Below are 24,250 nucleotides of genomic sequence, written 5' to 3'. Positions count from 1 at the left end.
GCCGATGGCGGTGGCGCCGGCGCGCAATTTGCGCACTGCGCGCGCCACGATACGGGGCCGGCGGAAACGTCGATTGCTTAACATATGATTCTGACCGTCAGCTATTTACACAAACCTACTGGCATCCATTGCACCACAACAGCAGCCGGGCCATGGCCGGCACGCGCAAATTATTTTATGCAACTTGAGTTTTTCGCAAAAAAACAACGGCGCTCTCCTTTAAGGAAGAACGCCGTTTCATACGGAGAACCCGGTTCTGAACAGCAAGCTTGCTAGAGATGTTGAAACTCTACTTGCATGCGCTTGAGCTCGTCGCACAGTTGCGCGAAAGCGGTTTTCGTTTGCTCCGGTTCGCCCTTCACGCCCAGTTCGATATGGCGCCGGGTGTGGGCGTCGCCCACGCTGGGCAGGCTGAATACTTTCACGCGCGGATACTGCGCCTCCAGCGCCACCATCAGCGGCGTCAGGGCCGATTCGGCCGCCTCGAACACCAGCACCGACTGCTCCAGGCGCGGCTCGCGGTGGAACAGGTCGGCGTACTGGGTATCCAGCACCCATTCGATCATGGGCCAGGCCATCACCGGGAAGCCCGGCACGAAGTAATGGCGCTGCAGGGCGAAGCCGGCGATGTTGTTGTAGGGGTTGGGGATCAGGGCCGCGCCCTGGGCGAATTCGGCCATCTTCAGGCGGTGCAGGTTTTCCGCCGATACCAGGTCGGCCGTCTGCCCGGCCTCCTGCGCCATCTGCACGATGCGCTGCTGGATATTGCGCTTGCCCTGCTCATGCAGCACCAGCGGCAATCCCAGCGCCTCGGCGGCCGCCTCGCGGGTATGGTCGTCCGGGGTGGCGCCTATGCCGCCGCAGCAGAACACGATGTCGCCGCTGGCGAAGCTGCGCTTCAGGGTGGCGACGATGCGCTCCCGGTCGTCGCCGATGATCTCGGCCCAGCCCAGCTGCAGGCCACGCGCCGCCAGCAGCTGCACCACCTTGGGGAAGTGCTGGTCGGCGCGCCGCCCGGACAGGATTTCGTCGCCGATGATGATCAAGCCTATAGCCATTATTGTCCTTCGATGACGGGTTGCTCACGCAGGCGGGCCAGCGCCTCCATGCAGTAATAGGAGAACCACAGGCCGGTGAAGATGAAGATCATCACGTACAGCCAGATCGAGGCCGCCGCCAGGAAGGGGAAGAATACCACCGACAGCACCATGCCCCCCAGCCACATCACGCCCGGCAGCGCGCCGGCGGCGCCCGATATGACGCCGATGGCCAGCAGCTGCCAGCGGTGGCGCGCCAGGATGTGGTGGCGCTCGTCGGCGCTGGCGTAATCGGCCAGGGCGTCGTACACCATCACGCGGCAGGTCAGCCAGCCCCACAGCAAGGCCTGCACCGCCACCGCCAGCGGCGGGAAGAAGTATAGCGGCAAGGTCACGATCCAGGCCAGGATGAAGATGGCCATGCCGCCCAGCGCCGTCAGGGCGCTGCCCAGCAGGGTGCCGCCGCGGCGCTGTTCCAGTTCGGGGTAATGGCGCCGTCCCACGTGGCGGCCGATGGCCGGCATGGCGGCCACGCCGATGAACACCAGCGCCGTCAGTATCATCAGCGGCAGCAGGAGCAGCATGGCAATCAGCGGCACGATGATGGTCTTGGCCACGCCCAGGCCCAGGGTGGTCAGCAGGCTGCTGCTGTAGGCGAAACCGTCATACCGGACAAACAGCGATTGCACGTGGTCGATCAGCGGCTGCAGGCCCAGGTACAGCAGCACGCCCCACAGCACCACCGCCGCCACGAACGGCGCCACGCTCAGCATCAGCATCCTGGCGCTCAGCTGCGCCGCCAGCGCGCGTCCATAGGAACGCAGCACGCCCACCATCAGATCATATCCTTATTAATATTCACCATTCTTTTCAATCCCAGCCATTGTTGAGCCCAGAAACCCTTGCCATACTCCCGGCCCGGCCGCACCACGCCGTCCGCATCCATGTGCGGCAGCTGGTCGCGGATGCCGGTGGCGGCAAATCCGGGGCGGAAGCTGGCCGTGCCGAACAGGATATCCCAAACCGGCAGCAGCACCGCGAAATTGCAGCCATAACCGCCCTGCCCGCCTTCGTGTCCATCGCCTATCGCATGGTGCATGCGATGATAGCGCGGCGACACCAGCAGGCGCTCGCCGATGGCGCCGAAATGAATCCGCACATTGGCGTGCTGCAGGCTTTGCACGATGCGCGACACCGACACCAGCAGCACGTACTGCGAAGGTTCCACCCCGATGGCCAGCGCGATCAGGCCCATGTAGACGTCGCGCAGCAAATCGTCCAGCAGATGGTTGCGGTTGTCGCTCCACAGGTTCAGGTTACGCTGGCTGTGGTGCAGGCTGTGCAGGCCCCACCACCAATGGTAGCGGTGCGAGGCGCGATGGTACCAGTAATCGAAGAAATCCAGCACCACCAGGTACAGCAGGAAACTGGCAAGGGGGCCGAGAGGGGCCCACTGCGCGGGCCACAGCGACTCCAGGTTGACTGGATGGACGCCCTCCAGACGTAGCGCGCCGGCCAGGCTGTCCAGCAGCGGATCGAGGGTGAAGAACACCAGCAGCGAGAACAGGCCGATGCGGTGCAGCACGGTGTACAGGAAATCGATGCGGCGCGCGCGCCTGTCGGTGATGGCCTGGGCCGGCAGCAGCGCCTCCATGGGCCGCAGCACCAGGAACAGCAGCACCAGTTCGCACACGCCGGTCAGCAGCCATTCCGTGCCCTCGAACGCTTCCTCGATATACGCGCCCAGGCCGAGCTGGAAGGCCAGCGGCTGTATCAGCGCCTCGAACAGCCAGCCCTGCACCGCGCCGAAGAGATCGGCCAGCTGCTGCATCATGGCCGGTCTCCGCTGCTGCGGCCAAGCTGGTAGCGCGGATGCTCGCGCAGGGTGGCGAAGCAAAAGCCCTTGCGCTCCAGGCCCGCGATCAATGGCTCCAGGTTGGCCGGAGCCCAGGCATCCTTGCGCGACCAGATGCCCATGTGGGCAATGAAGATGTCGCCATCCTTGAGCCCATCCAGCGATTGTTTCAGCAGCATGGCGTTCGGATAGCGCTCGCTGGGCAGCTCGTCGCCGGAATAGCCGGCCGGGGCCCAGCCCACGTGGGCGTAGCCGCACGCCTGGCCGGCGGCGATGCTGCGCGCCGAGGTCTTGCCGCCGGGCGCACGCCAGATCGGATCCAGATGGCGGCCGGTAAGCTGCTGGAAGCGCTCATCGGAGCGGCGGATTTCCTCGCACAGCTGCTGCGCAGTCCAGTCGACGGCCTGGCCGGCGCGGGCGCCGAATTGCGGCTTCATGCGCAGCCGGTCCGCGCCCACGTCCTTGACGAAATACACGTGGTCGTAGGTGTGCGAGCCGAAGGCATGGCCCTCGGCCACCCTGGCTTTCCAGAATTCGGCCCAGGACGGGTCCAGCGCATAATCGCCGCGCACGGTTTTCTCGTTGGCCAGGAAGAAGGTGGCCTTGATACGGTGGCGGCGCAGCGTGTCGGCGATCAGTTCGGCCTGCGACTGGCTGCCGGTATCGAAGGTGAGGTAGATGGCGCCCTTGCAGCGGTCCGGCGAACCGGCGGCCGGCGAACCGGCGGCCGGCGCGCCGGCCGCCAGCGCCGGCGGCGCGCACGACAGCAGCGCCAGCCAGCGGAGCGCGCTCACAGCCGCGCCGAGGAATTGGCAAAGAAAACGCCGTGCGGCGAGCGGCCCACGGGGATCACCTTGGTCACCTTGCGGCTGGCCAGGTCGATCACGGCGACTTTCTTGATCCAGCGCAGGGTCACCCACATGGTCTTGCCGTCGTCGGTCACTTCCATGCAATCGGGGCCGCCCGGCACCGCGATGGTGCCCACGTTTTCCAGCGTCTTCTGGTCGATGATGTTGATGGTGTTGGACACGCGGTTGGACACGTAGGTATAGCGGCCGTCGCCGGCGGCGCGGAAATTGTGGGTGCCGGCGCCGGCCTTGATGCGCTTGACGGTTTTCTGGGCGCGCCAGTCGATCACTTCCACGTAGTCGGCGCCCATGATGCCCACCAGCAGGTACTTGTCGTCCGGGGTCATGGCAATGCCGGCCGGCAGCTGGCCCACCGGCAGGGTCCATTTCACGGCCTGGGTCTTGAGGTCGATGGCGCTCACCTCGTGGCTGCCCTGCTGGGTGATGAACACCATGTCGCTGGCGGCGTTGAAGGCCATGTGGCTGGGCAGCTTGGCCAGCGGGATGCGCTTGGCCAGGGACAGGCTGCTGCCATCGTAGCGGTACAGGTCCACCCGGTCCAGGCGCAGCGAGTTCGACACGAACCATTTCTGGTCGGGCGAAAAGCCGATCTGGTAGGGGTCGAGGATGTTCTTGATGGTGCGCTGGACCTGGCCGCTTTTCGGGTCCAGGAACACCAGCTCGTTGCCGGCCGAGCTGGCCACGATCAGGGACTTGTTGTCCGGCGTGGCCATCAGGTGGTGCGGTTCCTTGCCTACCGGGATGGTGCCGAGGTCGCGCTGGGTGTCCTGGTCCAGCAACTGTATGGTGGCGTCGCGCGAATTGAGCACCACGACGACAGGAGACTGGGCCTGGGCCGCCAGCGGCATCAGCGCGAGGGCGGAGTAAACGAGACGACGTAGCATGGAACGAAACGAATCAGGGACAAAACACTATTTTACGTGCAAAGGATGGGCTGTCTCCAGGACGCAGCAAATTTTGTTGCCGCACGCCACATGGCAGTTTGAGCAGGCTTGCTCTACAATGAAGAACTATTTTTCACCACCAAGCAAGGATTTCAACATGTCCATCATTACCACTCCTTCCGGCCTGCAGTACGACGAACTGGTGCAGGGCGAAGGCGCCGAAGCCAAGGCCGGCCAGAACGTCACCGTGCACTACACCGGCTGGCTGCGCAACGACGACGGCAGCAAGGGTCCGAAATTCGACTCCAGCAAGGACCGCAACGACCCGTTCGAGTTCGCCCTGGGCGCCGGCATGGTGATACGCGGCTGGGACGAGGGCGTGCAAGGCATGAAAGTGGGCGGCACCCGCCAGCTGATTATCCCGGCCGACCTGGGCTACGGCTCGCGCGGCGCCGGTGGCGTGATCCCGCCCAACGCCACCCTGATCTTTGACGTGGAACTGCTGGCCGTCTGATTATTGAGGCCGCTTCAACGCGGCCAGGGCCAGGCGTGGCAGCCGCATACAGTGCGGCTGCACGGCAAGGCGCCGCAACGACGCCATGGCCGGTTCAACGCGGCCAGGGCTAGGCGTGGCAGCCGCAGACAGTGCGGCTGTACGGCAAGGCGCCGCAACGACGCCATGGCCGCGTTGATGCGGACTCAGCGCTGCCAGTTGCGGCGCAGGGCCTCCATCTCCGCCCGCGCATCCAGCATGCCGCCCACGATGCGCTGGTCTATCGCCTCCAGCAAAGCGCTCGGCATCTCCGTGCTGGCCATGTGATAGCTGCCCATTTGCGGCTGCGGCCGCACATTCTGCACCAGCACCGGGATGCGCCATTCCTCCGCCGCGCGGCAGGCGATGCCCACCAAATCCTGGCTGGCGCCCACCAGGGTGAAGCTGCGGCAGTAACTTCCCTCATTGGATAAGAAGCTCAGCCCGACCCGCACATCGGTATCGGCCTGCATTGCGCCGCCCATCTGCTGGCTGAGCGAGTTGGCCAGCCTGCCCTGCGCCACCAGCATGCCGTCGCGGTTCAGCACCTGGCTGGGCGGCGGCTGCGATCCGCCCAGCCAGGACGGCTGCCAGGCCGACAAGCCGAAGCGGCCCGCTGCCAGTCCCAGCACCAGCACCGTGCCCAGCGCCGTCCATTCGATCCAGCCCCAGCGGTGCGAACGGGCCTTGCGCGCCGCCTGCTGCGCCGCCGCACGGTGGGCGCGCACATCGGCCAGCTGCACCACATTGCCGCGCCGCACCGACGGCGGCTGGGAGGCGAAGCTGCGCTGGCTGCGCAGCCTGGCCATGCGCCGCGCCAGGCTGGCGTCGGCGCGCATGGCATCCTCGATGACGCGCCGGGTGGCGGCATCGAGCTCACCGTCCGCATACGCAATCAGGGTCTCGTCGGAAAAACTCATGATGTTCCTCGCTGCGGACATGATAACCCTTTATTACCCTTTTTTCTCCTTTTATAACGGGCTGCAGCGCGTGACATGATGGCTTTTGCCAGCAACGGCGGGCGCTCCTGGAGGCCGAAGCGCGGACGTTCAGCACCCGTATGGCTTGCTTTTTAGAGAAACCATTACATTTGACAATATTTATGCTAATCTGCGGCCTCTAATAACCAAGGAGGTAGTAATGAAAAAAGGCGAACTGATTGCAGAATTTGCGAAACGCTCTGAAGTGTCCGCTGCTGCCGCCAACGATGCAGTGAACACGCTGATCGCCATCATCACCGAGCGCCTGAAAAAAGGCGACACGGTGGGCATCACCGGCTTCGGCACCTTCTCCGTTGCCAAGCGCGCTGCACGTAAAGGCCGCAATCCTGCAACCGGCGAAGCGATCAAGATCGCTGCGTCGAAAACCCCGAAATTCTCGGCTGGCGCCACCCTGAAGGCAGCGGTCAATCCGAAGAAGAAGTAAGCGTCGCACGCAACGGGTTCAGTGCCTGCAAGGGCACCGGAAACGGCGGTTCAGGGCGGACTCGGGTCCGGCCCGGACCGCCGTTCTGTTTTGGAGCCCATCCTCTACGAAGAACGGCCGTTCTTTTGTATGATGGCGGGCACTTAACTTGAGGAGCACAACGATGAGCATCCAGGAACAATTCGCCCAGGCCCAGGCCGATTCCAAGAACCTGCCGGAACGTCCGGACAACATGACGCTGCTGAAGATCTACGCCCTGTTCAAGCAGGGTTCGGCGGGCGATGTGGAAGGTGAGCGCCCCGGCATGACCGACTTCGTCGGCCGCGCCAAGTACGACGCCTGGGCCGCCCTGAAAGGCACCAGCCAGGAAGAGGCGCAACAGCAGTACATCGATTTGATCGAAGAGCTGAAGGGCTGAACCAATCCGATGTTCAACCGGGTGTCTCTCCAACCCGGTGTCAGATCTGCCATTAGTACAAGAGCCCGCTTTTATGATGTGGCGACCCCATGTACCAATGGCAGATCTGACACCGCTGGGTGGACACCGCTGTTTTTATGCGGTGGCGAACACGCGCCGCATTTTGTCTTCGATCTTGCCGCGGATCTGGGCCGCCATCAGTCCGTACGGGAAGCCCAGCGACAGTTCCATGCGCGCCAGTTGCGGCTCCAGGCTCAGGGTGCCGTTCACGCCGCTGCGTGAAAAGCTCAGCACCTGGTCCTGCCAGCTGCAGGCCAGCTCGAACTCGGCGGCCAGCTTGGCCGCCACCTGGTCGGCCGCCGCGCGCGCCGCCGCCGGGTCTAGTTGATGGGCTTGGGTGATGGTGATGTCCGCCATGCGGCCTTCCTTATAGAAAAATACAAAAGCCGACATGATGCCAGCCCGGCCGCCGCCGCGCCAGCCCATGTTTTGCGCAGGCGCAAAAGCCGCCGCTGCGCCAGGGGCGACCATGCAGGTTCATCCAGCCCAAAGGAGAACCATCATGGACCAGAAAGTCGCCTCGTTGCCGGTCGGCTTCGTGCCCACCCCGTCCGCCCCTTACCGCCAGCACCGCAAGGCGGCCCAGCTGCTGCAGCAGCCAGGCACACCGCGCGCCGTGCATGAACGGGCCGCCGCCGCCCTCCCCGCAGGCAGCCGCATGCTGATCTGGAAACAGGACCCGTCCGTCGCCGATCCCGGCATGCGCAAGGTGTTCCTGCCCGGCGTGGTGCTGCAGGGTCCGCGCGACGCCCGCGTCGCGTCCGGCCAGCCCGGCATCGCCCCGGTCAGCCCGAACGCCTTCGGCGACTTCATCATGGCGCCCGACACCGACCAGTTCGACGCCGTCCACACCTACGCCATCGTGCGCCAGACCCTGACCATGTACCAGCGCGCCCTGGCCAGCGGCGGCGAAGCGGCGCCCCTGCCCTGGCAATGGAACAGCAAGGGCAACACCGATCCCATCGCCGTGTTCCCGCACGGCCTGCCCAACGTCATGAACGCCTATTACAGCCGCAGTGACCGCGCCCTCATGTTCGGCCACTTCGTGCCCAGCGGGGAAGACAAGCGCGTGTACACCTGCCGCTCGCTGGACATCGTCGCCCACGAAGCGGGCCACGCCATCCTCGACGGCCTCAAGCCCAAGTGGCTGCTGAGCAGCAATCCAGCGCAGACCGGCGGCCTGCACGAATCCTTCGGCGACCTGACCGCCATCTTCCTCACCCTCTCGCAGCTGGACCAGGTGGAAGCCATCGTGGCCCAGACCCGCGCCGACCTGCACGACAAGACCTTCCTGGCCGACATGGCCGAGCAGTTCGGCCTGGCCCTGGGCCGTCCCAACGGCCTGCGCAACGCCGACAACGACCTCAAGCTGTCCGAGGCGGGCAACGAGGTGCATGCCCTGTCCCAGGTGTTCACCGGCGCGATCTACGACATCCTGGCCGACTTCTACGCCCACGAGCGCCAGCCCGGCGTGCGCGACGACGCCGCCGTGCTACTGGCGGTCGGGGACTACCTGCGCGGCCTGGTGCTGCGCGCCCTGATGGCCGCCCCCGACCAGGCCGCCACCTACGCCCACGTGGCCAGGCAGATGCTGGCCATCGCGGCGGCCGACGGCAAGCCGGCCGCCTACACCGACGCCATCCGCGCCCGCTTCGTGGTACGTGAGATACTGGCCGCTGACGGCAGCGCGCCGTCAACCGCCATCAGCGCGGATCCCGCCGCCCGCCAGGACCGGCGCGCCTGCTGCGGCACCATGAACCACGCCGCCTACGCCGGCCTGGAGGATGTACTGGAGCAGGAGCGCCAGGCCCTGGCCCTGTGGTGCGGCCGCCGCCAGCAATGAGGAGAGCCCCATGAAGATACACGCCACCGTGGAGGGCGGCCTGGCCGGCCTCACGCAGCACTACGACATCGACACCGCCGCCATCCCTTACGGCGCGGCGCTGGAGGCTGCGCTGGCCGACCCGGCCCTGTTCCTGGCGGTGGCGGCGCCAGCGCCGGCCGTGGGCGCCGACCTGCAGCGCTGGACCATACAGGTGGAAAACGGACTGCCGCGCAGCGCCAGCTTCACGGCCGACGGCAACCCGCAGCACCGGCGCTGGGAGCCGGTGCTGAACCTGATACAGGCCGCCGCGCCTTGAGGCTGCTTCAAAATGACCCTGGCGTCGTTGCAGCGCCTCGCCGTGCAGGCGCACTGTCTTCGGAGCTGCGCCTAGCCAAGCTCATTTTGAACCAGCATCGCTGTAAAGCTTGGCTGCGCCACGCCCGCAATCCGCATTTGCTTATACGAATAGTGTCTAACTCCAATTTGTGGGATCGCGGGAATTACCTTAAAATACAGTGTTTTACTGGGGTCAGCCCGATGTGGACACAGCGCTGACGCCGCAGCACAACTCCATTGATAGGACTGTTATGACCCACGTTGTCACCGAATCCTGCATCGCCTGCCGCTACACGGACTGCGTCGATGTCTGCCCGGTGGATTGCTTCCGCCAAGGCCCGAACTTCCTCGCCATCGATCCCGACGAGTGCATCGATTGCGCCGTCTGCGTCGCCGAATGCCCGGTAAACGCCATCTACGCCGAGGAAGATGTCCCGGCCGACCAGCAGCAATACATCAAGCTCAACGTCGAACTGGCCGCCAACTGGCCATCGATCACCAAGACCGTGCCGGCCCTGCCCGACGCCGAAAAATTCAAGGACGTCAAGGACAAGTTGCACCTGCTGGTGCGCTGAGGTCGCTTGAAGGTGGCCCAGGCGACACTGCACTTTGAAGCAATCTCTTGAAATGTTGCAGTGCCGCGAGAAGAGATCAGCCTGATCCTCACCTTGCCCGGCATAGCCTCCTACAAAAAAGCAGCGGAAACGCTGCTTTTTTTATTGCTGTAATACGATTAACATGGCTGTATAAGCACTGTTCGGGCAGTAAATGTTTTTCCACGGGGCATCAGAAATGCTCTACGTCACGGCCAAATATTCTATAATTGACCTGGGCCATCAGGTATGGTGCAATGCACCAAAACATACGAACGGATAACGCCATGCTTTACCAATTGCACGAAATGCACCGCACCTTCCTGACGCCGCTCATGCAGTGGGCGGACACGTCAGCGAAGCTGTTCACCAACCCGGTATCGCCGTGGGCGCACACCCCGTTCTCGCAGCGCATCGCCGCCGCCTATGAACTGATGTACCGCCTCGGCAAGGAATATGAAAAGCCGGCCTTCAATATCAGCGCCGTGGAGGTCCAGGGCAAGCCGGTCGGCATCATTGAGCACGTGGTACAGAACAAGCCCTTCTGCCGCCTGATACACTTCAGTAAAGACCTGGACCCCAAGCAGGTGCGCGCCCTGGCGCAGCCCACCGTGCTGCTGGTGGCGCCGCTGTCCGGCCATCACTCGACCCTGCTGCGCGATACCGTGCGCGGCCTGCTGGCCGACCACGACGTCTACATCACCGACTGGACCGACGCCCGCATGGTGCCCCTCAGCGATGGTCCGTTCCACCTGGACGATTACATCTATTACGTGCAGGACTTCATCCGCCTGCTGGGTCCGGACGTGCATGTGATCTCGGTATGCCAGCCGACCGTGCCGGTACTGGCCGCGATCTCCCTGATGGCCAGCAACAAGGATCCCAAGCAGCCCAAAACCATGACCATGATGGGCGGCCCCATCGATCCACGCCGCTCGCCCACCGCCGTCAACAACCTGGCCACCGAAAAGAAATTCTCATGGTTCGAGAACACCGTGATCTACTCGGTGCCGCCCAACTATCCCGGCTTCGGCCGCAAGGTCTATCCCGGCTTCCTGCAGCACGCCGGCTTCATCGCCATGAACCCGGGCCGCCACGCCCAGAGCCACCGCGACTTCTACAACCACCTGGTGGAAGGCGACCAGGAAACCGCCGAAGCGCACCGCAAGTTCTACGACGAGTACAACGCCGTGCTGGACATGCCGGCCGAATACTACCTGGACACCATCAAGACCGTGTTCCAGGACTTCGCGCTGCCGCGCGGCGAATGGATGGTGGGCGGCCAGCTGGTGCGCCCGCAGGATATCGAGAGCGTGGCCCTGTTCACCGTCGAGGGTGAACTGGACGACATTTCCGGCGCCGGCCAGACCCAGGCCGCGCACGACCTGTGCTCCGGCATTCCGGCCGCGCGCCAGAAGGACCTGGTGGTGCAGGGCGCCGGCCACTACGGCATCTTCTCCGGCCGCCGCTGGCGCGAAGTGGTCTGCCCCCAGATCACGGAATTCATCAAGAAACACGGCTGATTCCAGCCGCCGCTGCGACGCTCCCCACCGGGAGCGTTTTTTTGGGCCGTAATACATCACGTTGTGATATATTTCGGTGCATGACCAAGCCCACTCCTCCCCTGCCCCCGCTGAGCAAGGCCGACTTCTCGGTCCTGTCCGAATTCCGCTACCAGATGCGGCGCTTCGAGCGCTTCTCCGAAGACGCCGTGCAGGCCGAGGGCATCACGCCCCTGCAGTATTTGCTGCTGCTGCACATCAAAGGCTATGAAGGCCGCGAGTGGGCCACGGTGGGCCAGCTGGCCGAGCGCCTGCAGGCCAAGCCGCACGGCGTGGTGGCGCTGGTGACACGCTGCGAGGCCGGCGGCCTGGTCGAGCGCCGCCCCAGCACCACGGACCGGCGCCAGGTCGAAATCCACCTGTTGCCGGCCGGTGAAGCCATCTTGTCGCGCCTGGCCGAGCGCCACCGCATTGAACTGCTGTCGCTGGACGGCGTGTTCACCGTGCCGAAACTGGGAGCCAAGAGTGGCAAATAACGGCGGCGGCCGTGACGGGAGCCGTCGTGACGACAGCCGTTACGACGCCCGCCGCGACTTCGACGACAGCGCGCGCCTGTTGCGGCTGATCGCCATGGCGGCCGTGACCGGCGCCATCAGCACCGTGACGGCAGGCTTGCTGCTGCACGCGATCCGCTTCTTCACCAACCTGTTCTTCTTCCACCGGTGGTCCAGCGCCGAGGCCTCGCCCGCCATGCACACGCTGGGCGCCTGGGTGATCGCGGTGCCGGTGCTGGGCGGCCTGGTCATCGGCCTGATCGCCCGCTACGGCTCCGAGCAGATACGCGGCCATGGCATCCCGGAAGCGCTGGAAGCCATCCTGTTCAAGCGCAGCGCCATGTCGCCCAAGGTGGCCGTGCTCAAACCGCTGGCCTCGGCCATCGCCATCGGCAGCGGCGGCCCGTTCGGCGCCGAAGGGCCCATCATCATGATCGGCGGCGCCATGGGCTCGCTGCTGGCGCAGCACTTCCACCTGAGTTCCGCCGAGCGCAAGGCGCTGCTGGTGGCCGGCGCCACAGCCGGCATGACGGCGGTGTTCGGCACGCCGATCGCGGCCATCCTGCTGGCGGTGGAACTGCTGCTGTTCGAACTGCGCCCGCGCAGCCTGGCGCCGGTGGCCGTGGCCTGCGCGGTGGCCGGCTTCTTGCGTCCATTGCTAATCGCCGCCGGCCCGCTGTTCCCGCTGCACAGCGCGGCCGCGGCGCCATCGGCACTGCTGTCCTGCCTGGTGGCCGGGCTGCTGTGCGGCGCCCTGGCCTGCCTGCTCTCCACCGCCCTGTACCGGGTCGAAGACGCCTTCCGCAAGCTGCCCATGCACTGGATGTGGTGGCCGGCGCTGGGCGGGCTGGCGGTCGGCATCGGCGGCTATGTCCAGCCGCGCGCGCTGGGCGTGGGCTATGACGTCATCGCCGACCTGCTCAATGGCGCCCTCAGCGGCCAGCTGGCGCCGGGCGCGGTGGCCGCGCTGCTGGCAGTGAAAGCCGTGATCTGGCTGATCGCGCTGGCGTCCGGCACCTCGGGCGGCGTGCTGGCCCCGCTGCTGATGCTGGGCGCCGGACTGGGCGCGCTGCTGTCGCCCTGGCTGCCGGGCGCCGACCCGGCCGTGTGGCCGCTGGTATTCATGGCCGCCACCCTGGGCGGCATGATGCGCGCGCCGGTCATGGCCGTGGTGTTCGCCTTCGAGCTGACGCACGACGTCAACGCGTTGCTGCCGGTGCTGGCCAGCGCCACCATCGCCTACGCCTTCACGGTAGTCACCATGCAGCGCTCGATTTTGACCGAGAAGATCGCGCGCCGTGGCCGTCACATCTACCGCGAATACGGCGTCGATCCGCTGGAACGCCACAGCGTGGCCGAAGTGATGAGCGCCGCGCCGCACACCGTGGACGTGCATGCGCGCCTGCAGGACGTGCTGGCCTCGCACTTTGGCGCCGGCCAGCGCCACCGCGCGTATCCGGTGCTGCGCGACGGCGCCCTGGTCGGCATGCTGGACCGCCAGGCGCTGCAAGCCCGGCCGCAGGCGCGGCTGGTGAGTGAACTGTACGGTGTCTATCCACCGGCTTACGCGCTGCCGGATGAAACCTGCCGCACCCTGGCCAGCCGGCTGGCGGTGCTGGGACTCGAACGCTTGCCGGTGGTGGAGGATGGCCAGTCGCTGCGCCTGGTCGGCATCGTCAGCCGCAGCGACCTGGTCAAGCCGGCGCTGGACGTGCACGGCGAGGAGCAGGAACGCCAGACCCTGCGCCGCCTGTGGCTGCAACGCCCCCGCACCCGCTAAGGTTTTTTGGCCAGCCGGCGCGGGATGGCGGATAATGGCGTTTTACCGTTTTCCGCCCCTACCGTGCCCGTTTCCGATAAGCCGTTTGCCGACCGCATCGAAGACCTGCTGCCGCAGACCCAGTGCACCAAGTGCGGCTACGATGGCTGCCGTCCCTACGCGCAGGCCATCGCGGCCGGACAAGCGCAGATCAACCAGTGTCCGCCCGGCGGCATGGAGGGCGTGCGGCGCCTGTCGGCCCTGACCGGCCACCCCGTCATTCCCATCAATCCCGTCAACGGCCTGGAGCGCCCGCGCGCCGTGGCCTACATCGACGAGGACCTGTGCATAGGCTGCACCCTGTGCATACAGGCCTGCCCGGTGGACGCCATCGTCGGCGCGGCCAAACTGATGCATACCGTGGTGCCGGCGCTGTGCACCGGCTGCGACCTGTGCGTCCAGCCCTGCCCGGTGGACTGCATCGTCATGTATCCGGTTACGGAAGCCACCGGCTGGGACGCCTGGAGCCAGCGCGAGGCCGACGCCGCGCGCGAACGGCACGACTTCCGCACCCTGCGCCTGCAGCGCGACAAGGAGGAAAACGAGGCGCGCCTGGCGGCCAAGGCCATCGCCAAGCTGGAAGCGGTGCAAGCGCTCACGCCGGAAAACGAGGCCGAGGCGGCCGAGAAGGAACGCAAGCGCGCCATCATTGCCGCCGCCATGGAACGCGCGCGCCTGAAAAAGGAACAGGCCGCCGGCACCACCCCGCCACCCGACAACAAGACTGAATGAACAACGCCAAACGCCACGAAATGTTCGTGCGCTTCCGCGCCGCCAATCCCAAGCCGGTCACCGAACTGGAATACACCACGCCGTTCGAACTCTTGATTGCCGTGCTGCTGTCGGCCCAGGCCACCGACGTCGGCGTCAACAAGGCCACCCGCAAGCTGTACCCGGTGGCCAATACGCCGGCCGCCATCCTGGCGCTGGGCGAGGAAGAGCTCAAGAGTTATATCCAGACCATAGGCCTGTACAAGACCAAGGCCAAGAACGTGATCGCCACCTGCCGCATGCTGGTCGAGCTGCATGGCGGCGAAGTGCCGCGCGGCCGGGAATCGCTGGAAGCGCTGCCCGGTGTGGGCCGCAAGACCGCCAACGTGGTGCTGAACACGGCGTTTGGCGAACCGACCATGGCGGTCGATACCCACATCTTTCGGGTCTCGAACCGCACCGGCCTGGCGCCAGGCAAGAACGTCGATATCGTCGAGCAGAAGCTGCTCAAGTTCGTGCCCAAAGAATTCCTGCACGACGCCCACCACTGGCTCATCCTGCACGGGCGCTACACCTGCAAGGCGCGCAAGCCGGAGTGCTGGAACTGCATCCAGATCGATTTGTGCGACTACCGCGCCAAGACCCCGGCGCCCGACAACCTGTAGGAAACCGCCGCGCATTGCGCGGCGGATGGCGCGTGGCTAAAGGCTGCTTATGCCTTGCGTCGGCGCTGGAGGGCGCCGAGCATGGCCAGGCCGCCCACCAGCATCGCATAAGTCCCAGGCTCCGGAACGGGACTGACCTGCCGCAATGCGAGAGGCGCAGCGTCCGCCACAGTGCTGAAGCTGTAGCTGAGCCGGGTGATAGAGAGAGAGCTGCTGGAAATTTCCTTTTCATACACCGAGCCCGAAAATGATGTGCTGATACCCAGTACATCGGTCAACGTGGTGCTGCCACCGTATGGCGACAGAACGAAAGCTGCGGGGCCACTGCTGATCTGGTTGGCACGGTTCAGCTGCAGGCTGCTGTAGGCGGTGTAAAACGGCTCGCTGGTAAGTTTGCCATTGGTGTAGGCGCCTAGGAACGCTTGGGACTGCACATAGGCGTTGGCCCCACCATTCAGGCCGGTCATCGAATACTCCCCGATCGCGCTGCTGCTGAAACCGGCTACCAGGCTATAGCCGTCATTGGCAACGATGTACAACGCTTTTCCCGCAGTGCTCGAGAAGGAAGCGTCTTTGGACGAGCTGGCGCGTGTGCCGGTGACGCTAGCGCTATAGCGCTGAGGGTCCAAGTCGAACGAGATCGAGTTGCCTATTACCGTGGTCCGGCTGAGGTCGAAGTAATCGGAATCGACAAAAAACTTCAAGGTTGCGCCTTGGAACTCAACAAAATGGGTGGCCCGGGCGGGAACAGCGCTGCACAGCAAGGCGGCTGCAGCGGCAAAATAGAACAAGGGTTTATTCAGCGTCATGGTCCGCGTCCTCTTAAGCCAAGGAGATGATGCGGGACGAGCGGCGACGCGCCACCCATCCCAAGATGCCCAGCCCGGCCAGCATCATGCCGTAAGTTTCAGGCTCAGGCACTGCCTCAGGCGGGTTGATTACCGTTCCGGCTGTCACCGCGTTAAAACTGTACGTGAGCGACTTGAGGGTGAAAGTCTGCGTGCCGATGCCGGCCTGCGAGACCCCTACCCCAAAAGATGTACCGGTCAGCTTGATCGCTTGTGCGGTACCGCTAAGACAGCATGCGGTACTGCCAGTTGTGTAAGTACGAGTGCCTGCTGCCTGGACGGCCGAGTACCCATTCTGGCCGGTTGACAGGTCCATGCTGGAAGAGCCATTGGAGGTGAATACGCCGTTGCTATAGGTTCCCGCGGACTCCGCCGCCGAAATCGACGTGTATCCATTGATTTTGCTAGTGGTCGAGGCTATCGTCGAATTGGCTGAAATACTCGCCCGTACGTCCAGCAGATAACCGTCCTTTGCCACGGCGAGCAGAGGGGAGACGGTGCGAATGCTGGTACTGGCGGTCTTGCTATCAGCCGCATAGGCCACATTGACGGTGACGGAGATGTCCGTGGGGAGGCCAAATTGGATGGAGTCGCCGGAAACGCTAACATTATCTGGAGAAAAAAAATCGGTGTCGTAATAGAAAACTGTGTGCAGTCCTTGAATCTCCACGTAGTTGACAGCACTGGCCGGTAGGACCGCAGCCGCCAGTAATGCCGCAAGCGATAAGACGGTAAAACGCATGGCACCTCCCTTTGTTGCAAAAAAGAAAACCAGTCACATACTAAATCAATGTTTACTTAATGTAAACATAGTTGACTAAAAACATTTACTTTTTTATTAAAAGGGACTCTGGCTGCTCACCGCTTGCACTGCGCAGCGCATCGGCGCCAGATCACAGCAGCACCAGGTTGTCGCGGTGGATGAGTTCCTGGCCCTCCACAAAACCGAGGATGGCCTCGATTTCGCTGGACGGCTTGCGCATGATGCGGCGCGTCTCGCCGCTGGTGTAGTTGGACAGCCCGCGCGCAATCACCGCGCCCTGCTGGTCCACGCAGGTGATCACGGAACCGCGCCCGAATTCGCCCTTCACTTCCACCACGCCAATGGGCAGCAGCGACTTGCCTTCGCGCGTGAGCTTCTGCACGGCGCCGGCGTCCAGCACTACCTGCCCCGAGGTTTGCAGGTGGTCGGCCATCCACTGCTTGCGGGCCGTCAGGTGGCCGGTCTGGGCCGCCAGCTCGGTGCCGATGGCCTCGCCGCCGGCCAGGCGCTCCAGCACACGGTCTTCGCGGCCGTAGGCGATCACCGTGTGCGCGCCGGACTTGGCGGCGCGCTTGGCGGCCAGGATCTTGGTCAGCATGCCGCCCCGTCCCAGGCTGGAGCCGGCGCCGCCGGCCATGGCTTCCAGCTCTGGATCGCCGGCGCGCGCATGCTGTATCAGCACCGCGTGCGGGTCCTTGCGCGGATCGGCGCTGAACAGGCCCTTCTGGTCGGTCAGGATGATCAGGGCGTCGGCCTCGATCAGGTTGGCCACCAGCGCGCCCAGGGTATCGTTGTCGCCGAACTTGATCTCGTCCGTGACCACGGTGTCGTTCTCGTTGATGATGGGGACCACGCCCATGCGCAGCAGGGTGGTCAGGGTGGAGCGCGCGTTCAGGTAGCGTTCGCGGTCGGCCAGGTCGGCGTGGGTCAGCAGCACTTGCGCGGTGCCGATGCCGTGCGCACGGAAGCTGGTCTCGTAGATCTGAGCCAGGCCCATCTGGCCGACGGCGGCGCAGGCCTGCAGTTCGTGGATGTCGGTGGGACGCTTGTCGAAGCCCAGGCGCAGCATGCCCTCGGCAATCGCGCCCGAGCTCACCAGCACGACCTGCTTGCCCAGCTGGCGCAAGGCGGCGATCTGCGACGCCCAGCGCGCGATGGCGGCGTGGTCCAGCCCGCGCCCGTCGTTGGTGACCAGCGAGGAACCGACCTTGATGATGATGCGGGTGGCTTTCTGTATGACGGAATTCATGGATGCGGCGGTAGTCTGATCAAAGAGGAGAGCCCTCGCGGGGCCGTGACGCTGCAGTGATGCCGCGGGCGGATGGCCCGGCCTTGCCGCTGGCGGCGCCGCGCCCGGGGATGCCGGGCCGGCCGCGCCATGGTAGGCATCATCGGCGTGTGGCCGATTATGCCGGTGATGCAGGGATTAATCGAGGATTTTGAAGCGTGGATCGTCCGGATCGATGGACGAGATGCCGCGCGCTTCTTCCGTCATGTGGACTTCCTCGGCGCGCTGCTCGCTGTGCTTTCTCTGTTCCAGGTGCTGGTAGATGGCGTTGACCAGCTCCTGCGTGCCTTCGTGGCCCAGGGCGGAAATCTGGAACACGGGACCTTTCCAGCCGAAGCGCTTGATGAAGTCCTTGACGCGCTTGGCGCGCTCTTCCTCCGGCACCATGTCCAGCTTGTTGAGCACCAGCCAGCGCGGCTTGTCGGCCAGCGAGGCGTCGTACTTTTCAAGTTCCTTGACCAGGGCCTTGGCTTCCTTGACCGGATCGACATTGGCCTCGAACGGGGCCAGGTCGACGATGTGCAGCAGCAGGCCGGTGCGCTGCAAATGGCGCAGGAACTGGTGGCCCAGGCCGGCGCCTTCGGCGGCGCCCTCGATCAGGCCGGGAATGTCGGCAATCACGAAGCTCTTCTCGTGCGACACGCGCACCACGCCCAGGTTGGGGTGCAGGGTGGTGAACGGGTAGTCGGCGATCTTCGGGCGCGCGTTGGACACGGCCGTGATGAAGGTGGACTTGCCGGCGTTCGGCATGCCCAGCAGGCCAACGTCGGCCAGCACCTTCAGCTCCAGGCGCAGCTCGCGGCGTTCGCCTTCCTTGCCCTCGGTTTTCTGGCGCGGCGCGCGGTTGGTCGAGGTCTTGAAGTGGATGTTGCCCCAGCCGCCCTCGCCGCCCTTGGCCAGCAATTCCATTTGGCCGTGCTCGGTCAGGTCGGCGATGATTTCGCCGCTGACCTCGTCGATGATCAGGGTGCCGACCGGCAGGCGCAGGTGGACATCGTCCGCGCCCTTGCCGTAGCAGTCGGAGCCGCGGCCGGCCTCGCCGTCCTTGGCCTTGTGGACCTTGGAATAGCGGTAGTCGACCAGGGTGTTGACGTTGCGGTCGGCGTAAGCCCAGATCGAGCCGCCACGGCCGCCGTCGCCGCCGTCGGGGCCGCCGAAGGGACGGAATTTTTCACGGCAAAAAGAGGCGCAGCCATTCCCGCCGCTGCCGGCGATGACTTCGATTTTTGCTTCGTCGATAAACTTCATGATGTGCCACCTAAAAATAGAAAGGCCGTTTCAAAAGGAGCTGCCACCGCGCCATGCTCGCTTTGAGACGACCTCTAAAACTAAAAGGCCCTACCTTCTTGGGCAGAGCCTTTCGCTGGAAGGCTTGCGCCTTACAAAAAGCAGGACCGCAGTCCTGCTGAGCAATTACGCTGCGGCTTGCTGGGCCGGGACCACGGTCACGAACTTGTTCGAACCTTTGCCTTTGGTCACGAACTTGACCACGCCGTCCACCAGGGCGAACAGGGTGTGGTCTTTGCCGGTGCCCACGCCTTCGCCGGCGCGCACGGGGGTGCCACGTTGACGGATGATGATGCCGCCAGCGTTGATAGCCTGGCCGCCGTAGACTTTAACGCCCAGGCGTTTTGACTCGGAATCGCGGCCGTTGCGAGTAGTGCCGCCACCTTTTTTGTGTGCCATGTGATAGCTCCTTGATTAGCCGTTGATCGAGACGATTTGGATCTCGGTGTAGTTCTGACGATGACCTTGGTGTTTCTGGTAGTGCTTACGACGGCGCATCTTGAAGATCTTCACCTTGTCGTGACGACCATGCGAAACAACGGTAGCCAGAACTTTAGCACCTTCAACCAGGGGCGCACCAAACTTGATGCTGTCGCCGGCGCCAATGGCCAGGACTTGGTCTATGGTGAGTTCGGAACCAATGTCAGCAGGTATCTGTTCTACTTTGAGTTTTTCGCCAGCAGCAACTTTGTATTGTTTGCCGCCGGTTTTTATGACCGCGTACATGATTTGAAACCTCATCAAATGTTAAAAGAGTTTCCCCGCAAAAACCGGAGAACCGCTGATTATACACGGGATGCCATCCTTCGTCAAAGCCTGCCGTGGCTGCGGCGCCGCTGTGATGTGCAAGGCAATCTTGGCACAGCGTGAAACTTGGTGTTCCGTTATCGAAGTTGCCCCGTACGCCATGCCAGCCGCCCCGGGTCCCGGGGCATGACGTATAATCGCGGCACTTACTAAGACTTATGCAGGTTTGCCTTGTCCGCCGCTACCCCACACGCCAGCCAGAACCAGATTACCCAGACGATCGCCGCCGACATGGAAGCGGTGAACGCAGTAATCCGCAAGAAATTGCACTCCGAGGTCAGCCTCGTCAACCAGATCGCGGAATACATCATCAGCGCCGGCGGCAAGCGCATCCGGCCGGTGCTGGTGCTGCTGGTGGCCAACGCCTATTCCTACCAGGGCACGGCGCACCACGAACTGGCCGCCGTGGTGGAATTCATCCACACCGCCACCCTGCTGCACGACGACGTGGTGGACGAATCCTCGCTGCGCCGTGGCCGCGCCACCGCCAACGCCCTGTTCGGCAACGCGGCCTCGGTGCTGGTGGGCGACTTCCTGTATTCGCGCTCGTTCCAGATGATGGTTTCGCTGGACAATATGCGCGTGATGCAAATCCTGTCCGACGCCACCAACGTAATTGCCGAGGGCGAGGTGCTGCAGTTGCTGAACATGCACGATCCGGACGTGAACCAGGAACGCTACCTGCAGGTGATACGCTCCAAGACCGCCAAGCTGTTCGAGGCAGCGGCCGAACTGGGCGCGCTGATTTCGGGCGCCAGCGATGCGCAGATCGCCGCCGCCGGCGAATACGGCCGCTCGCTGGGCACGGCCTTCCAGCTGATCGACGACGTGCTGGACTATGCCGGCGATGCCGAGGAAATCGGCAAGAACGTGGGCGACGACCTGCGCGAGGGCAAACCCACGCTGCCGCTGATCTACCTGATGGAAAACGGCACCGAGGAGCAGCGCCAGCTGGTCCGCCAGTGCATCGAGCAGGGCGACGAGCAGCACTTCGACACCATCCTGGCCGCCATCACCACCAGCGGCGCGCTGGACTACACGCGCCGCCAGGCAGTGGAACAGTCGGAACGCGCCATCGCGGCGATTACCGATTTGCCGGACAGCGTGTACAAGAACTCCTTATTGCAGCTGGCACGCTTCGCAGTGGATCGTAGCCACTAGGAGCCTGCTTCAAAGCGAACATGGCGTCGTTGCAGCTCCTCCCCGTTTTCGCGTGCTAGCGCACTGCCTTCGTCGCCGCGCCTGGCCCTGCTCGCTTTGAAGCAGGCTCCACGCGGCGTGCCCCCCCTACAGGATCTCGTTGGCCAGCTCGGAAGGCCGGCACAGGCGCACACCCTTTTCCGTCACCACGAATGGCCGGTTGATCAGGATGGGATGCGCCATCATGGCGTCCAGCAGCGCCTCGTCGGTCAGGGAAGCATCGGCCAGGCCCAGCTGCTCGTACAGCTCGCCCTTGTCGCGCATGGCGCCGCGCACGGTGAGGCCGGCCTTGGCGATCATGTCCCGCAACTGCTCGCGTGAAGGCGGATTTTTCTGGTAATCGACCACCTCCGGCTCGACGCCCCTGGCGCGTATCAGGTCCAGGGTCTTGCGCGACGTGCCGCAGGCGGTGTTGTGGTAAATGGTGACGGTCATGGCGGTCCTCGGCATACAAAGGCCGCCATTATCGCCGAAATCAGAACCGCGCGGACACGCTCACACCGATGCTGCGCGGCTGCAGCCGGTAGCCCTGGACGATGGAAGCCACCTGCGGATGCTGGATCACGGTATCGTCATCGAGCGCGTTCTTGACGAACACGGTGACGCTGGTGCGGTCGAAGTTCAGGCCCGCGCTCAGGTCCACCGTGTGATAGGACGGACGGTTGTAATCGGTCTGCTCGGGATCGAGCGAACCATGGCTGCTGCCCACCCAGCGCACCGAGCCCATGACGAAGCCGGTCTTGTTGTCGCCCACGCCGAAGTTGTACTGGGCCGTGGCCGAGGCATTGTATTTGGGGACACCCTGTATCGGCGCGCCTGCCACCGCGCCCACCACGCCCGACTGCGCGCCCTTGTCGTTGGACAGCTCGGCCTTGGTGTAGCCGCCCGAGGCGCTCAAGGTCAGGCCGGCCATGGGCTTGCCCTTGATCTCCAGCTCGAAGCCCTTGCTGGTGGCGTCGCCCGCGTTGGCGTTGTAGGTGTAGGCGCAGGTCGGCATGTACACGCCCTGCTGGATGTTCTTCCAGTCGACATAGAACACCGAGGCGTTGACCTGCAGGCGGTTGTTGAGGAAGCGCGACTTGCTGCCCACCTCGTAGCTCCACAGGCTGTCCGGCGCGTAGGTGGTGGGCGCGTTGGTCAGGCCGTTGGCTTCCAGGTCGGGGCCGCAGGTGGTGGGCGGCACGTAGACGTTGGAGCCGCCCAGGCGGAAGCCCTTGGCCACGCTGGTGTACACGGTGTTGGCCGGATCCACCTCCCAGGTCAGCGCGTACTTGGGCGTGTAGGCGCGCGCGGATGTGCTGGCGGTGCTGTTGTTGCCGGCGCCGGCCAGGTACAGGCCATTGGCCTGCTGCAGGGTCGAGCTGCCGTGCAGGTAGCGCGCGCCCACGGTGGCGTGCAGGGCAGGCGTAAAGTAGTAATTGAGTTCGCCGAAGATGGAGCCCTGCTTCTCGCGGTAGTGGAAGGCGCCGGCAAAGGCGTTATCGTTGGGGAAGGCGCCCGGATAGGCGTCCGGCAGCAGGTCCGGGTCGGCGATGTCGTAGCCATAGGACTTGAACAGCGCCGTCACGCCGAAGATGGGATCGTTCTCGATGATGTTGGTGTGCTGGTTCGAGTAGTACACGCCGCCCAGCCAGGTCCACGGCGAACGGGCCGGATCATAGGGCTTGGAGGCCAGGCGGAACTCCTGCGCCACCTGGCGCACCTGGTTGTTCAGGTAGACCGCCGACGGCAGGTTGGCCACGTCCTCGATCAGCTGCGGCGGCGCGTTGCCGCCATCGGCGGTCGAGGTCAGGAAGGTCGACAGCGAATAGCTGTTGTAGGCCGAGCCGTTCTGGGTGCGGTCGAACTTGCGCTGGAAGTAGCTGGTGACCGAGGTCAGGTCGGCCCCGCCCAGGTCGTAATTCACCGTCAGGCTGGGCGACAGCAGCTTGTCGATGGATGGCTCGCGCACCTGCTTCTGCGCCTTGTAGCCGGGCAGCTCCAGGTTGAAGGCGTTGATGTCCTTGGCGTCCACCCGCTGGAAGTAGACGGCCGGGGTCAGCACCAGGTCCCGGGTCGGCTTCCACTTCAGGGCCACGCGCACTTCCTGGTCGTTGATCTTGTTGATGTTGTCGGCGATGGTGGCGCCGCTGCCATTGACCTGGTCGATATAGCCGCCGGTGCGCTGGGTCTGCACGCCGATGCGCAGCGCCAGCTCGTCCTGGATCAGCGGCAGGTTGGCCACCGCGTTGGCGGAATAGCCCATGCTGCCGCCCTTGGTGCCGGACAGCTCGGCGTAGGTGGTGAATTCGCGCTCCTTCAGGTCCGGCTCGATGGGCACGAACTTGATGGTGCCACCCATCGAACTGGCGCCGTACAGGGTGGCCTGGGGGCCGCGCAGCACCTCCACGCGATCGATGTCGAAGAACTTGGGCTCGATATTGCCCATGGTGTAGACGTTGCCCACCGTGACCGAGGTATCGCCCAGGTAGACGCCGACGGTGGCCGCGCCGGCCGCCGAACTGATGCCGCGCACCTCGATATTGGAGGTGCCGGGGCCAGCGCCGCCGTTGCCGCTGGCGGCCGTGAACGAGATATTCGGCACCACGCGCGTCAGGTCGGTGAAATCGGTCACGTGCTCGGCCTGCAGCTGGGCGCCAGTGACGGCCGAAATGCTCATGGCGATCTTGCTGGGATCTTCCTTGCGTTTCTGGGCCGTCACCCGCACCACCTCGATCTGGTCCGACTGCGCGGCCGGCGGCGCCCCCTCGTCGGCCCAGACGGCGGTTGCATAAGCCACGCAAGCGGCGGCGGCGGTCAGACGTAGCACTGCACTTGGACGTTTCTTCATGTTGTTTCCCTTGGTCAGTAAGCGGGGCTCCACGCCCGCACATGTCGAACATTCTTGCCTGTCAGGATGATTGCGTTTTTGAAATAGCACAACAACCATCTTGACTTTTTAACAAAGCAAGAAACTTGCCAAGCTATCTTTC

27 protein-coding genes are annotated in these 24,250 nt (G+C 64.3%); 12 read left to right on the top strand and 15 right to left on the bottom strand.

Annotated elements, in window-relative coordinates; all coding sequences use genetic code 11:
- Positions 1-272: 272 nt before the first annotated feature.
- The 5 genes from ACLB1G_RS13200 to ACLB1G_RS13180 are packed head-to-tail and all read right to left on the bottom strand — an operon-like array spanning position 273 to position 4,645.
- Positions 273-1,058, bottom strand: a complete 786-nt coding sequence (locus ACLB1G_RS13200; protein ID WP_491627669.1) for a competence/damage-inducible protein A — start codon at positions 1,056-1,058, stop codon at positions 273-275.
- Positions 1,058-1,873: an EI24 domain-containing protein gene (locus ACLB1G_RS13195; protein ID WP_491627668.1), complete on the bottom strand. Its 816-nt coding sequence runs from the start codon at positions 1,871-1,873 to the stop codon at positions 1,058-1,060. Before ACLB1G_RS13195 ends, ACLB1G_RS13200 begins: the two co-directional genes overlap by 1 nt.
- The gene (locus ACLB1G_RS13190; RefSeq protein ID WP_491627667.1) at positions 1,873-2,871 is read right to left on the bottom strand and encodes a sterol desaturase family protein; all 999 of its coding nucleotides are present in this window, start codon (positions 2,869-2,871) and stop codon (positions 1,873-1,875) included. Before ACLB1G_RS13190 ends, ACLB1G_RS13195 begins: the two co-directional genes overlap by 1 nt.
- Entirely contained in the window at positions 2,868-3,686 is an 819-nt protein-coding gene (locus tag ACLB1G_RS13185) for a polysaccharide deacetylase family protein (RefSeq protein ID WP_491627666.1), read from the bottom strand. Before ACLB1G_RS13185 ends, ACLB1G_RS13190 begins: the two co-directional genes overlap by 4 nt.
- Positions 3,683-4,645: a YVTN family beta-propeller repeat protein gene (locus ACLB1G_RS13180; protein ID WP_491627665.1), complete on the bottom strand. Its 963-nt coding sequence runs from the start codon at positions 4,643-4,645 to the stop codon at positions 3,683-3,685. Before ACLB1G_RS13180 ends, ACLB1G_RS13185 begins: the two co-directional genes overlap by 4 nt.
- 157 nt (positions 4,646-4,802) lie before the next feature.
- On the opposite strand from ACLB1G_RS13180, the gene ACLB1G_RS13175 reads away from it, so the two are divergent.
- A complete protein-coding gene (locus ACLB1G_RS13175; protein ID WP_491627664.1) occupies positions 4,803-5,159 on the top strand; it encodes an FKBP-type peptidyl-prolyl cis-trans isomerase in 357 nt (118 codons plus the stop codon).
- 185 nt (positions 5,160-5,344) lie between these two features.
- Here the strand turns inward: ACLB1G_RS13175 and ACLB1G_RS13170 are convergent, their stop codons facing one another.
- Positions 5,345-6,097 carry an anti-sigma factor family protein gene (locus tag ACLB1G_RS13170; RefSeq protein ID WP_491627663.1) on the bottom strand — a complete coding sequence of 251 codons (753 nt, stop codon included), beginning with the start codon at positions 6,095-6,097 and terminating at the stop codon, positions 5,345-5,347.
- Positions 6,098-6,317: 220 nt separating this feature from the next.
- Here ACLB1G_RS13170 and ACLB1G_RS13165 point away from each other — a divergent pair, with 220 nt between their 5' ends.
- On the top strand, positions 6,318-6,602 hold the full coding sequence (locus ACLB1G_RS13165) for an HU family DNA-binding protein (protein WP_491627662.1): 285 nt from the start codon (positions 6,318-6,320) through the stop codon (positions 6,600-6,602).
- 163 nt (positions 6,603-6,765) lie between these two features.
- Complete coding sequence (locus ACLB1G_RS13160) at positions 6,766-7,020, top strand: acyl-CoA-binding protein (protein WP_491627661.1); 255 nt, start codon at positions 6,766-6,768, stop codon at positions 7,018-7,020.
- Between the two features lie 135 nt (positions 7,021-7,155).
- Here the strand turns inward: ACLB1G_RS13160 and ACLB1G_RS13155 are convergent, their stop codons facing one another.
- Positions 7,156-7,437 (bottom strand): polyhydroxyalkanoic acid system family protein, encoded by a 282-nt coding sequence (locus ACLB1G_RS13155; protein ID WP_491627660.1) that lies wholly within the window; start codon positions 7,435-7,437, stop codon positions 7,156-7,158.
- Between the two features lie 145 nt (positions 7,438-7,582).
- Here ACLB1G_RS13155 and ACLB1G_RS13150 point away from each other — a divergent pair, with 145 nt between their 5' ends.
- The 8 genes from ACLB1G_RS13150 to nth all read left to right on the top strand — a co-directional run bounded on the left by ACLB1G_RS13150 (position 7,583) and on the right by nth (position 15,085).
- Positions 7,583-8,923, top strand: a complete 1,341-nt coding sequence (locus ACLB1G_RS13150; protein ID WP_491627659.1) for a hypothetical protein — start codon at positions 7,583-7,585, stop codon at positions 8,921-8,923.
- 10 nt (positions 8,924-8,933) lie between these two features.
- On the top strand, positions 8,934-9,221 hold the full coding sequence (locus ACLB1G_RS13145; RefSeq protein WP_491627658.1) for a protealysin inhibitor emfourin: 288 nt from the start codon (positions 8,934-8,936) through the stop codon (positions 9,219-9,221).
- Positions 9,222-9,492: 271 nt separating this feature from the next.
- Positions 9,493-9,816, top strand: coding sequence for a ferredoxin FdxA (gene fdxA / locus ACLB1G_RS13140; RefSeq protein WP_491627657.1), 324 nt, complete (start codon positions 9,493-9,495; stop codon positions 9,814-9,816).
- Between the two features lie 305 nt (positions 9,817-10,121).
- On the top strand, positions 10,122-11,357 hold the full coding sequence (locus tag ACLB1G_RS13135; protein WP_491627656.1) for a polyhydroxyalkanoate depolymerase: 1,236 nt from the start codon (positions 10,122-10,124) through the stop codon (positions 11,355-11,357).
- Positions 11,358-11,437: 80 nt separating this feature from the next.
- Positions 11,438-11,872, top strand: coding sequence for a MarR family winged helix-turn-helix transcriptional regulator (locus ACLB1G_RS13130; protein WP_491627655.1), 435 nt, complete (start codon positions 11,438-11,440; stop codon positions 11,870-11,872).
- A gap of 94 nt (positions 11,873-11,966) precedes the next feature.
- The gene (locus tag ACLB1G_RS13125) at positions 11,967-13,670 is read left to right on the top strand and encodes a chloride channel protein (RefSeq protein ID WP_491627763.1); all 1,704 of its coding nucleotides are present in this window, start codon (positions 11,967-11,969) and stop codon (positions 13,668-13,670) included.
- 24 nt (positions 13,671-13,694) lie between these two features.
- Positions 13,695-14,441, top strand: coding sequence for an electron transport complex subunit RsxB (gene rsxB, locus ACLB1G_RS13120; RefSeq protein ID WP_491627654.1), 747 nt, complete (start codon positions 13,695-13,697; stop codon positions 14,439-14,441).
- Positions 14,438-15,085: an endonuclease III gene (gene nth, locus ACLB1G_RS13115; RefSeq protein WP_491627653.1), complete on the top strand. Its 648-nt coding sequence runs from the start codon at positions 14,438-14,440 to the stop codon at positions 15,083-15,085. The genes rsxB and nth overlap by 4 nt, the downstream gene beginning before the upstream one ends.
- A 47-nt stretch (positions 15,086-15,132) precedes the next feature.
- Here the strand turns inward: nth and ACLB1G_RS13110 are convergent, their stop codons facing one another.
- From ACLB1G_RS13110 to rplU, 6 genes are all read right to left on the bottom strand, one after another.
- Positions 15,133-15,894 (bottom strand): PEP-CTERM sorting domain-containing protein, encoded by a 762-nt coding sequence (locus ACLB1G_RS13110; RefSeq protein WP_491627652.1) that lies wholly within the window; start codon positions 15,892-15,894, stop codon positions 15,133-15,135.
- A 13-nt stretch (positions 15,895-15,907) separates the two neighbouring features.
- The gene (locus tag ACLB1G_RS13105; RefSeq protein WP_491627651.1) at positions 15,908-16,675 is read right to left on the bottom strand and encodes a PEP-CTERM sorting domain-containing protein; all 768 of its coding nucleotides are present in this window, start codon (positions 16,673-16,675) and stop codon (positions 15,908-15,910) included.
- A 151-nt stretch (positions 16,676-16,826) separates the two neighbouring features.
- A complete protein-coding gene (proB, locus tag ACLB1G_RS13100; protein ID WP_491627650.1) occupies positions 16,827-17,945 on the bottom strand; it encodes a glutamate 5-kinase in 1,119 nt (372 codons plus the stop codon).
- A 177-nt stretch (positions 17,946-18,122) separates the two neighbouring features.
- Positions 18,123-19,232, bottom strand: a complete 1,110-nt coding sequence (gene obgE, locus ACLB1G_RS13095) for a GTPase ObgE (protein ID WP_491627649.1) — start codon at positions 19,230-19,232, stop codon at positions 18,123-18,125.
- Positions 19,233-19,397: 165 nt separating this feature from the next.
- Positions 19,398-19,670, bottom strand: coding sequence for a 50S ribosomal protein L27 (rpmA, locus tag ACLB1G_RS13090; RefSeq protein WP_491627648.1), 273 nt, complete (start codon positions 19,668-19,670; stop codon positions 19,398-19,400).
- Positions 19,671-19,685: 15 nt separating this feature from the next.
- Entirely contained in the window at positions 19,686-19,997 is a 312-nt protein-coding gene (rplU, locus tag ACLB1G_RS13085; RefSeq protein ID WP_491627647.1) for a 50S ribosomal protein L21, read from the bottom strand.
- 252 nt (positions 19,998-20,249) lie between these two features.
- On the opposite strand from rplU, the gene ispB reads away from it, so the two are divergent.
- On the top strand, positions 20,250-21,239 hold the full coding sequence (gene ispB / locus ACLB1G_RS13080; protein ID WP_491627646.1) for an octaprenyl diphosphate synthase: 990 nt from the start codon (positions 20,250-20,252) through the stop codon (positions 21,237-21,239).
- Between the two features lie 126 nt (positions 21,240-21,365).
- Here ispB and arsC read toward each other — a convergent pair whose 3' ends face one another.
- Positions 21,366-21,713 (bottom strand): arsenate reductase (glutaredoxin), encoded by a 348-nt coding sequence (gene arsC, locus ACLB1G_RS13075; RefSeq protein ID WP_491627645.1) that lies wholly within the window; start codon positions 21,711-21,713, stop codon positions 21,366-21,368.
- Positions 21,714-21,753: 40 nt separating this feature from the next.
- The gene (locus ACLB1G_RS13070; protein ID WP_491627644.1) at positions 21,754-24,108 is read right to left on the bottom strand and encodes a TonB-dependent receptor; all 2,355 of its coding nucleotides are present in this window, start codon (positions 24,106-24,108) and stop codon (positions 21,754-21,756) included.
- Positions 24,109-24,250 lie beyond the last annotated feature (142 nt).

Source organism: Duganella kummerowiae (assembly GCF_053572355.1).
This window is presented reverse-complemented; position numbering and strand designations above follow the sequence as displayed.

What these genes read in the sequence shown, in the direction of transcription:
- ACLB1G_RS13200 (WP_491627669.1), bottom strand. Translation starts at nt 1,058, where the DNA reads ATGGCTATAGGCTTGATCATCATCGGCGACGAAATCCTGTCCGGGCGG.
- ACLB1G_RS13190 (WP_491627667.1), bottom strand. Translation starts at nt 2,871, where the DNA reads ATGATGCAGCAGCTGGCCGATCTCTTCGGCGCGGTGCAGGGCTGGCTG.
- ACLB1G_RS13170 (WP_491627663.1), bottom strand. Translation starts at nt 6,097, where the DNA reads ATGAGTTTTTCCGACGAGACCCTGATTGCGTATGCGGACGGTGAGCTC.
- proB (WP_491627650.1), bottom strand. Translation starts at nt 17,945, where the DNA reads ATGAATTCCGTCATACAGAAAGCCACCCGCATCATCATCAAGGTCGGT.
- nth (WP_491627653.1), top strand. Translation starts at nt 14,438, where the DNA reads ATGAACAACGCCAAACGCCACGAAATGTTCGTGCGCTTCCGCGCCGCC.
- ACLB1G_RS13135 (WP_491627656.1), top strand. Translation starts at nt 10,122, where the DNA reads ATGCTTTACCAATTGCACGAAATGCACCGCACCTTCCTGACGCCGCTC.
- ACLB1G_RS13110 (WP_491627652.1), bottom strand. Translation starts at nt 15,894, where the DNA reads ATGACGCTGAATAAACCCTTGTTCTATTTTGCCGCTGCAGCCGCCTTG.
- rsxB (WP_491627654.1), top strand. Translation starts at nt 13,695, where the DNA reads ATGGCGGATAATGGCGTTTTACCGTTTTCCGCCCCTACCGTGCCCGTT.
- ACLB1G_RS13180 (WP_491627665.1), bottom strand. Translation starts at nt 4,645, where the DNA reads ATGCTACGTCGTCTCGTTTACTCCGCCCTCGCGCTGATGCCGCTGGCG.
- ACLB1G_RS13175 (WP_491627664.1), top strand. Translation starts at nt 4,803, where the DNA reads ATGTCCATCATTACCACTCCTTCCGGCCTGCAGTACGACGAACTGGTG.
- ACLB1G_RS13145 (WP_491627658.1), top strand. Translation starts at nt 8,934, where the DNA reads ATGAAGATACACGCCACCGTGGAGGGCGGCCTGGCCGGCCTCACGCAG.
- rpmA (WP_491627648.1), bottom strand. Translation starts at nt 19,670, where the DNA reads ATGGCACACAAAAAAGGTGGCGGCACTACTCGCAACGGCCGCGATTCC.
- rplU (WP_491627647.1), bottom strand. Translation starts at nt 19,997, where the DNA reads ATGTACGCGGTCATAAAAACCGGCGGCAAACAATACAAAGTTGCTGCT.
- ACLB1G_RS13165 (WP_491627662.1), top strand. Translation starts at nt 6,318, where the DNA reads ATGAAAAAAGGCGAACTGATTGCAGAATTTGCGAAACGCTCTGAAGTG.
- ACLB1G_RS13070 (WP_491627644.1), bottom strand. Translation starts at nt 24,108, where the DNA reads ATGAAGAAACGTCCAAGTGCAGTGCTACGTCTGACCGCCGCCGCCGCT.
- arsC (WP_491627645.1), bottom strand. Translation starts at nt 21,713, where the DNA reads ATGACCGTCACCATTTACCACAACACCGCCTGCGGCACGTCGCGCAAG.
- obgE (WP_491627649.1), bottom strand. Translation starts at nt 19,232, where the DNA reads ATGAAGTTTATCGACGAAGCAAAAATCGAAGTCATCGCCGGCAGCGGC.
- ACLB1G_RS13155 (WP_491627660.1), bottom strand. Translation starts at nt 7,437, where the DNA reads ATGGCGGACATCACCATCACCCAAGCCCATCAACTAGACCCGGCGGCG.
- ACLB1G_RS13195 (WP_491627668.1), bottom strand. Translation starts at nt 1,873, where the DNA reads ATGGTGGGCGTGCTGCGTTCCTATGGACGCGCGCTGGCGGCGCAGCTG.
- ACLB1G_RS13125 (WP_491627763.1), top strand. Translation starts at nt 11,967, where the DNA reads ATGGCGGCCGTGACCGGCGCCATCAGCACCGTGACGGCAGGCTTGCTG.
- ACLB1G_RS13105 (WP_491627651.1), bottom strand. Translation starts at nt 16,675, where the DNA reads ATGCGTTTTACCGTCTTATCGCTTGCGGCATTACTGGCGGCTGCGGTC.
- fdxA (WP_491627657.1), top strand. Translation starts at nt 9,493, where the DNA reads ATGACCCACGTTGTCACCGAATCCTGCATCGCCTGCCGCTACACGGAC.
- ACLB1G_RS13150 (WP_491627659.1), top strand. Translation starts at nt 7,583, where the DNA reads ATGGACCAGAAAGTCGCCTCGTTGCCGGTCGGCTTCGTGCCCACCCCG.
- ACLB1G_RS13160 (WP_491627661.1), top strand. Translation starts at nt 6,766, where the DNA reads ATGAGCATCCAGGAACAATTCGCCCAGGCCCAGGCCGATTCCAAGAAC.
- ACLB1G_RS13130 (WP_491627655.1), top strand. Translation starts at nt 11,438, where the DNA reads ATGACCAAGCCCACTCCTCCCCTGCCCCCGCTGAGCAAGGCCGACTTC.